This window comes from Salinivibrio sp. MA427 (genome assembly GCF_001996115.1).
GTDB lineage: Bacteria > Pseudomonadota > Gammaproteobacteria > Enterobacterales > Vibrionaceae > Salinivibrio > Salinivibrio costicola.
Window position 1 is genome coordinate 1 of record NZ_MUFH01000113.1, and the last position, 7,717, is coordinate 7,717.

Annotated in this window: 9 protein-coding genes and 1 pseudogene; 8 read left to right on the forward strand and 2 right to left on the reverse strand. The window is 50.8% G+C overall.

Features of this window, described 5'->3' with window-relative positions; translation table 11 throughout:
- The 4 genes and pseudogenes from BZG79_RS08740 to BZG79_RS08755 form a co-directional block, all read left to right on the forward strand.
- Positions 1–308 (forward strand): annotated as a pseudogene (locus BZG79_RS08740) (Fe3+-hydroxamate ABC transporter ATP-binding protein FhuC); the annotation flags it as partial.
- On the forward strand, positions 305–1,174 hold the full coding sequence (locus tag BZG79_RS08745) for an iron-siderophore ABC transporter substrate-binding protein (protein WP_077774208.1): 870 nt from the start codon (positions 305–307) through the stop codon (positions 1,172–1,174). The pseudogene BZG79_RS08740 and the gene BZG79_RS08745, both read left to right, overlap by 4 nt.
- Positions 1,171–3,138: a Fe(3+)-hydroxamate ABC transporter permease FhuB gene (fhuB, locus tag BZG79_RS08750; RefSeq protein ID WP_077774209.1), complete on the forward strand. Its 1,968-nt coding sequence runs from the start codon at positions 1,171–1,173 to the stop codon at positions 3,136–3,138. The genes BZG79_RS08745 and fhuB overlap by 4 nt, the downstream gene beginning before the upstream one ends.
- Positions 3,139–3,225: 87 nt before the next feature.
- Entirely contained in the window at positions 3,226–3,960 is a 735-nt protein-coding gene (locus BZG79_RS08755; protein WP_077774210.1) for an SDR family NAD(P)-dependent oxidoreductase, read from the forward strand.
- A gap of 17 nt (positions 3,961–3,977) precedes the next feature.
- Here BZG79_RS08755 and BZG79_RS08760 read toward each other — a convergent pair whose 3' ends face one another.
- On the reverse strand, positions 3,978–4,283 hold the full coding sequence (locus BZG79_RS08760) for a DUF6482 family protein (RefSeq protein WP_077774211.1): 306 nt from the start codon (positions 4,281–4,283) through the stop codon (positions 3,978–3,980).
- A gap of 221 nt (positions 4,284–4,504) precedes the next feature.
- Here BZG79_RS08760 and phhA point away from each other — a divergent pair, with 221 nt between their 5' ends.
- A complete protein-coding gene (gene phhA / locus BZG79_RS08765; protein ID WP_077678819.1) occupies positions 4,505–5,377 on the forward strand; it encodes a phenylalanine 4-monooxygenase in 873 nt (290 codons plus the stop codon).
- A complete protein-coding gene (locus tag BZG79_RS08770) occupies positions 5,370–5,711 on the forward strand; it encodes a 4a-hydroxytetrahydrobiopterin dehydratase (protein ID WP_077774212.1) in 342 nt (113 codons plus the stop codon). The genes phhA and BZG79_RS08770 overlap by 8 nt, the downstream gene beginning before the upstream one ends.
- A 185-nt stretch (positions 5,712–5,896) precedes the next feature.
- Here BZG79_RS08770 and BZG79_RS08775 read toward each other — a convergent pair whose 3' ends face one another.
- A complete protein-coding gene (locus tag BZG79_RS08775) occupies positions 5,897–6,085 on the reverse strand; it encodes a restriction endonuclease subunit S (protein ID WP_077774213.1) in 189 nt (62 codons plus the stop codon).
- A 179-nt stretch (positions 6,086–6,264) separates the two neighbouring features.
- Between BZG79_RS08775 and BZG79_RS08780 the strand changes: the two genes are divergently transcribed.
- Positions 6,265–7,473, forward strand: coding sequence for an HDOD domain-containing protein (locus tag BZG79_RS08780; protein ID WP_077774214.1), 1,209 nt, complete (start codon positions 6,265–6,267; stop codon positions 7,471–7,473).
- Positions 7,474–7,717, forward strand: a 244-nt coding sequence (locus BZG79_RS08785) for a hypothetical protein (protein WP_199877667.1), incomplete at its 3' end; no start/stop codon positions are given. It abuts the gene before it with no gap.

Sequence of the window (7,717 nt, forward strand, 5' to 3'; positions counted from 1 at the left end):
ACTTACTGCTCGATGAGCCGCTATCTGCACTAGATGTAGCCCACCAAGTTGAAGTGATGACCTTGGTGCGAAAACTCAGCCGAGAGCTGGATAAGTCCATCATTATTGTGGTGCACGATATTAATATGGCGGCGCGTTTTTGTGATGAGATTGTCGCCTTGCACAGCGGGCAAGTCCTGACTCAAGGTGCGGTTAGTGATGTGTTTCAAGAGTCGGCCCTCAAATCGATTTATGGTATTGAAATGCCGATTGCCGATCATGCCGCCGGCTATGCGGTCGCTATGCCGGGGGAGTTATCGCCAGTATGATCAAGTCCTCTTTTCTGACGCTTATGGTCTGGCTGACCGCGGCCATGATGTCAGCGAGCGTCAGCGCGTCGCCTCGTATTCTCTCGCTGGATTGGACCCAAACTGAAACCTTATTGGCCTTGGGGGTGACGCCCGTCGCGGTCGCGCAAAAGGCGGATTACAATTCGTGGGTGAAAGCCCCGCCCATTCCAGAAAAAACGGTCGATATTGGGCTTCGCACCCAGCCGAATATGGAGCGTTTGGCTGAGCTTCACCCCGATAAAATTCTGATTTCGCCCATTTTTAAGGCGATGACGCCCAAGCTAAGTACCATTGCGCCGGTCAGCTCGATTCCTCTGTATGAAAGTGGCCTAAGCTGGACGTCGTTAAAAACCGTGACGCGGCAAATTGCGCGCGAAGCTAACCGTCCGGAGGCCGGTGAAACCCTGATTGCCAATGCGAAACAGCAATTGGCGAGCTTGCGCGATACGATCCCCGGTGAACAGCCTCCGCTGCTGATGATCCAGTTCCTAGACCCCAATCATGTGCGGGTGTTTGGGACCAACAGCTTGTATCACGCCGCCATCAGTGAATTGGGGCTCAGCAATGCGTGGCAAAACACCACCAATAGTTGGGGGTTTAGCATGGTTTCCACCCGCGAGCTGCTAGACCTTGATGCGCAGCTGGTGATTGTGCGCCCGCTCCCCGCGGGTGTGGAGCAAACCCTTAAGACCAATATGTTTTGGCAATATTTGGTTAAACGTACGGGACGTACGCCATTGATGATTGACCCCGTATGGAGTTTTGGTGCGATTCCATCGGCGTTACGCTTTGCCCGCCTTGTGACCGTGGCATTGACCGACCCTGAACAAGGGGAGCAGTCATGAAACTGAAACTATTATGGGTACCCTTGGCGTTACTGACGGCACTGTTAAGCCTCGCCTCCACTCAATTGGGGCAGTGGGATGTGAATGTTTCCATGCTTTGGCAGTCGTTGTGGTCGCTGGATGACAGTGCGTCGATTGGGGTGGTGATGCATTTAACCTGGTGGCCGCGCTTGGTCACCGCGTTACTGGCTGGGGCGTGTTTGGGGCTGGCCGGTACTTTAATGCAACAGGTGTTGCGTAACCCACTGGCCTCACCGTCGACACTTGGGGTTGCAAACGGGGCCAGTTTGGCGCTGATGCTAGCTACGCTTTATGCCCCTTGGCTATTGACTTGGTCGAGCGCGATGGTGGCGATATCTGGCGGGGTGCTGACTATGCTGGTGGTGTTTGCGCTGGCATGGCGACGCGGCCTATCGCCCACCGTGGTGGTGATCGCGGGTTTGATTCTAAATCTATACTGCGGTGCGCTCAGCACTGTACTGCTGTTGATGAATCAAGAAGCGCTACACGGCATGATGGTGTGGGGCGCGGGCTCGATGGTGCAAACCGACTGGCACAGTGTGCAAGCCTTACTGCCACGTGTTGGATTGGCGGTCGTGTTGATCCTTGCCTTATTAAAGCCGCTCAACGTCTTGAGTCTTTCGGATGAAGGAGCGAAAAGCTTGGGCGTATCACTGGCGAAAATCCGCGTAATTGCTCTGGGGCTATCGGTGCTTCTGACCGCGTGGGTGGTTAGCTTGATTGGCGTGATTGGCTTTGTCGGTCTCGCCGCGCCCGCGATTGCGCGCTTATGTGGCGCACGTAAGCTCATCACCCGATTGAGCCTGGCGATGATTTTAGGCGCATTGATGTTGGCAGCCACCGATTTGGCTGTCCAACTGTTACCTGGCCGCCGGGCCATGATGGTGCCCACTGGGGCGGCGACGGCAGCGTTAGGGGCGCCTCTTCTTTTGTGGTTGTTGCCACGGGTGTCACTGGGGAATCGTCAACGCCAACAGATGCAATCGGGATCGCCCGCACCGCGTCAGGATTGGCCGTTAGGCCGAACGTTGATGTTACTGGTGTTAGGTGTGGTGATTTTTGCCACCGTATCGCGTCAAAGTGAGGGCTGGCAGTGGCTGGCGCTCAGCGGCGATTGGTCTTTGTTGGAATGGCGCTTGCCACGCTTGCTGGCGGCGGCATTGGCGGGCGGTGTGCTTGCTGTTGCGGGTGCCGTGCTTCAGCGTTTAAGTGCCAACCCGATGGCGAGCCCTGAGGTGATGGGGATCAGTGCCGGCRCGGCGCTGGGGCTGATTGTCACTATTTTTGCGGGCATGGGCGCGTCTATGCTGAGTTTGTATGTCGGCGGATTAATCGGTGCGGGCGCGACCTTGGCGTTGATTGTGCTACTCAATCACAAAACCGGCTTCCAGCCAGAAAAGGTGTTGCTCACTGGCGTAGCCATTGCCGCACTGATGCAAGCGGTACAAAGCTTCTTGATGGCGGGCGGTGATCCTCGCGCGTATCAAGTCCTCGCTTGGATTTCAGGCTCAACCTATTATGTGACCGACAGCACAGTGACTACATTGGCCTTGGTTGCGGCGGTGCTGGTGGCACTGGGATTGATGTGTCAGCGGTGGCTCGATATTTTGCCGCTCGGTGGCGAAACTGCTCAATCGCTAGGGGTAAAGGTAGGGCGTGCCCGCATGCTGTTGCTGGCCCTCGTCGCGGTCATGACCGTCAGTGCCACCTTGGTGGTAGGGCCGCTTAGTTTTGTCGGCTTGATGGCTCCGCATATTGCGCGCAGTTGGGGTGCGAAAAATGCCCGCGCGCACATGATCACCGCCGGATTGATTGGCATGGGATTGATGCTGTTTGCCGATTGGCTAGGACGACAATGGCTGTATCCGCAAGAAATGCCAGCTGGGATCATTGCTTCCTTGATAGGCGGGCTTTACCTCATGGTTGTGTTACGTAAGCTATAGTTTTAACGTACGGTGATCGACAAGATCGCCCCATCCCTAACTAAAGAGATGCAGTTTGCATCTCTTTTTGTTTGAGGAGCCAAGAGAATGAACAGTGATTCTATACAACGTGTGGCGGTTGTCGGCGCAGGTGGCGCGATGGGTGAAGCTTTTTGCCGCGCATTGCTCGACAAGCCATCCATTCAGCAAGTCTTTGCCTTGGGGCGTGACCCCGCGCCACTTGCTGAGATAAGTGAAAAAGTCACCCCGGTGACGGTGAACATTCGCGATGAAGCATCGATACAAGCAGCGGCCGAGCACATCGATGATAACAGTTTAGATATGGTGATCATTGCTTCGGGAATGCTCCATGATGATTCGGTCAGCCCAGAAAAACGCCTCGCGGCGTGCAGCAGTGAGGCCATGCACCAGCTTTTTGATGTGAATGCCGTTGCGCCGCTGCTGTTGAGCAAACATCTAGCGGCCAAACTGAAACGTAACGCTGAGGCGAAGCTCGCTATCTTGTCGGCGCGCGTGGGCAGTATTAGTGACAACCGTGCGGGCGGTTGGTACGCCTATCGTGCAAGTAAAGCGGCGGTGAACATGCTGATCAAATGCATGAGCATTGAACTTGGCCGCCAGGACAAATCATTGACCGTGGTTGGTCTGCATCCGGGGACCGTCGACAGTCATTTATCCGCGCCATTTCAAGCCAATGTTAAGCCAGGCAAATTATTCAGTCCGGCCCAATCGGCTGGCTACTTATTGTCGGTATTGGATGGCCTCGACAGTCGCCATACTGGGCGGCTGTTTGCATGGGATGGAGAAGAAATTGCCCCGTAGGTTGGGGCATTGTTGAGTTATTTCCAATGCAATGGCTGCTCTAGGGTCGATAWAGGCTTTTCCGTGCCAAGCCCTATCATTTCGTCATACGCCGTGTCAGTGACTRACACGTATTGCGCGGCGTTAATCCATTCAAAATCATCTTTCACCGCTAGCAAGCTGCGGGACAGATAGGGCTTATCGCCGTGGTAAATCAGCTTCTGCTCCACCGTATCGCCGTGACGCAAAAAGGCTATTGCTTGATATAACATGCCATCAATGCCGCGGATCTGAATCTTGTCAATGTTGTCGTAATTTATCAGTTCGCTCAGTTGTAAATTCATCACTCGTCCCTGCAGTTAGGCCTTTCTCAACCACTACGAGCCATGCAAGCACGCGGATCCCTCGAGGGTGAGGCATTACCCGTAGCGACAGCCTTTTGAACGCACAATGTAAAATAAATGTTACGCAAAGGTAAAATTGAAACCGAGGTGAGGAGATGATTTTCTCTGCAAAGTCGACGTAATCTGTGAGTAACGGAAACATTGCGTAAGGCTAAGGGCCGCTGTTTACGCGCGATTTTTACGCCAGACAACGACACAAGGCGGTGAACGTGAAACAGAGTAAATACGAATCCAAACCACTTGATGAGCTAGGTCGTGTAGCCTGGTCGGCACAAGAAAACGATGTATGGCTACAGTTAGTCACACGGCAGCTTGCGTGTATCAAAGACAAAGCGTGTCAGGAATATCTCGACGGTTTACGACTGCTCGACTTGCCGCATGACACGGTGCCACAGATCCCAGATGTCAATGCAGTGTTAATGCGAGAGACGGGCTGGCAAGTGGCCCCCGTGCCTGCATTGATTGATTTCGACCATTTCTTCGCCTTATTGGCGGATAAAAAATTCCCCGCGGCGACCTTTTTGCGCACCAAAGAAGACTTTGATTACTTGCAAGAGCCGGATTATTTTCATGAGATCTTCGGTCACTGTGCGATGCTCACCCACCCAGCATTCGCTGAATTTACCCATATGTATGGTCAGCTCGGTAAGCAGGCCACGCCCAAAGAGCGCGTCTATCTTGCACGCTTGTATTGGTTTACGGTCGAGTTTGGTTTACTCAGTGACGCGCAAGGCAATCGCAGCATTTATGGCGGCGGGATCTTGTCTTCGCCGGCGGAGACCGAGTACGCCTTTAATAGCGACAAAGCGGTGCGTAAGCCTTTAGAAGTGATAGATGTCATGCGCACGCCATATCGGATTGACATCATGCAACCCATTTACTTTACCATTGAGTCGATTGACGACTTATTTGCCATCAGCCAACGTGATTTGATTGCTGATGTGCATCAAGCCATGGAACTGGGCCTTCATGCGCCTTTGTTCCCGCCCAAACCGAAAAAGACAGAACAGCAAAAGGAAACGCAACATGTCTGAACTAACTGAGTTGAAATGTGAAGCCTGTAATATTGATGCCCCATTGGTCAGTGCTGAGGAAATGCCGGCGCTGCTTAAAGATATCCCACAATGGAGCAAAGTGACGCGAGATGGGATTGATCAGCTCGAACGCGAGTTTACTTTCCGCAACTTTAAGTTGGCGTGGGCGTTTGCCAACCAAGTAGCTGAACTGGCTGAGCWAGAAGGCCACCATCCGGCTATCTTGCTGGAGTGGGGTAAAGTGTCCGTGACTTGGTGGTCGCATAAGATTAAAGGCCTGCACAAAAATGATTTTATTTGTGCGGCGAAAACCGACGGCATTGCGCCTGAGTAAACCAAAAAAACGCCCCAAGATTGAACTCGGGGCGTATCTTTTTCGCTCACTTGCTATCTATCCCTGTCACGCAAGTATCAATCCTGCGAGGCTCACATCTTTCATTGGCACGTCTCGGCTATCACACTCATAGCGCAAAATAGGATAGATTTAAAAAGTGACAAGGTCACTTTATCGTGTTGAGTTTACTCTTCTTCGTCGCTTGTGTCTTTTTGTTTGGCGGCAAAATACTGCGCCAATACGTCGTCGGTGAGCTCGCCTTTTTCCTCAAGCGCTTTGAGTTTTGYCACAATCGCTTTTTGTTCGTCGAGTGACGGTAACGAATCCGGCTCGTGCTCGGGGGCATCATCAGCGAGCTGGTTTAAGATATCCATGATTTATCCTCTTAGTGTCTTTGCGGGAAGCGTAGCAAAATTCATGATTTCTCCCAAGTAAAAGGCACTATCTTGGTAGGGAAATGGACTTAACATACTCACTTTAATCAAAAAAACGATCAAAAGTCCTTCCTTTGGTCTAAGTTTGTACTAAGGGATCGTTTTGGGGGGAGTACATTGTGAGTGAGATTTTTTTTTCGTGCCAGCCGATCTTTGACGACAAGCAAAATCAGTGGGGTAGCGATTTATTATTTCGTGAAGGGTTACAAAACAAATTTCCCTCGATTGATGAAGATACCGCAACATCGCGGATTTTAAGTGCCAACTTTCTATCGGGAAAGGAGCTTGATGATGATTTGCGCTATGTCGTGAGTTTCTCAGAAACGGCCTTATTAGATGAGATACCCTTTTCTATTCCTGTCGCGCGTTTGGTTCTCTATATTACGGAGACGTGCAAAGCAACGCCTGTACTGATTAAACAGCTAGAGGCCTACCGAAAAGCAGGGTTTACGATACAGGGTGACAGCACTGTGTTTACTAACCGCTGGCAGCGGCATTTGCATCTGTTTGATGTCATTACTGTCAGTATGGCAAAAGAGGAGCCGATGAACTGGGTTAGCACAATGTCGGATTATCCAGACATCCGGTTTCTTGCTAAGAAAGTTGAAAAGAAAGACGAGTTTATGCTGGCCAAGCAACTTGGATTTAGTCTGTTTCAGGGCTATTTTTTTGAACAGCCGCAAGTAAAAAGTCATAATGATGTGGCGCCATCCGTGATCAGCTTATTAGATGCTTGCATCGTGATTAATCGTAGTCCTCATGATATTGATGAAATCACTGACGTGATTTCTCGTGATGTCTCGTTACTCTATAAAGTTGTAACCAGTGCGAACATCCTGGCTAAATCGAAAAAAAAGCCGATCACAAACCCGAAGCAAGCGGTTGTCTATCTAGGGCTCGAGTCGTTGCGTCGGTTAATATCCTTACTCATTATGTCGAATATGAATCATCAAGAATGCTCTCATTTGCAGACATCCGCGATACTCCGTGCGATTTTTATGCAACAGGCGGCGCCAATGATAAAAGGTATGGATCCTGATGAGGCCTTTTTAGTTGGTGCCTTTTCACTGCTTGATGCTATGTTGGCAGCGCCAATGGAAGATTTAGTTGGGAAACTTGATCTCGACCAAGAAGCGAAAAATGCACTCTTGTCTCAATCAGGACGTTATGGTGAATTGTTAATGTTATGTAAGCACATTGAGCATGCCAATTGGGAGTGGGTCGGCTCAGTATGTGAGAAAATGACGTTAAAAGAACGTGCTGTACTCAAAGCTTTCGATAAAGCACGTTTTCAAACTCAGACCTTGGCTGCAACGATGCAGGTGTAAATGATGAATCAAGTAGGGATGCGGCTAGCCGTCGTTTTAATGGTATTGGCGACCTTATTACTGGGCGTTTTCGGATACTATAATTATCACGTTGCGAAAGAGCGCCTTGAGTCAGACATGAATCAAGACATTAATTCGATTACCCAACGTTTAAAGCAGCGGTTACCAACGTTAATGTGGAACTATGACTTTAATAATGTACAAAATGATCTAGATAGTGAAATGGGATCACGCTATGTACACC

Bases quoted from the DNA above. Each gene is read 5' to 3' on its own strand.
- BZG79_RS08745 (WP_077774208.1), top strand. From the start codon at position 305: ATGATCAAGTCCTCTTTTCTGACGCTTATGGTCTGGCTGACCGCGGCC.
- BZG79_RS08755 (WP_077774210.1), top strand. From the start codon at position 3,226: ATGAACAGTGATTCTATACAACGTGTGGCGGTTGTCGGCGCAGGTGGC.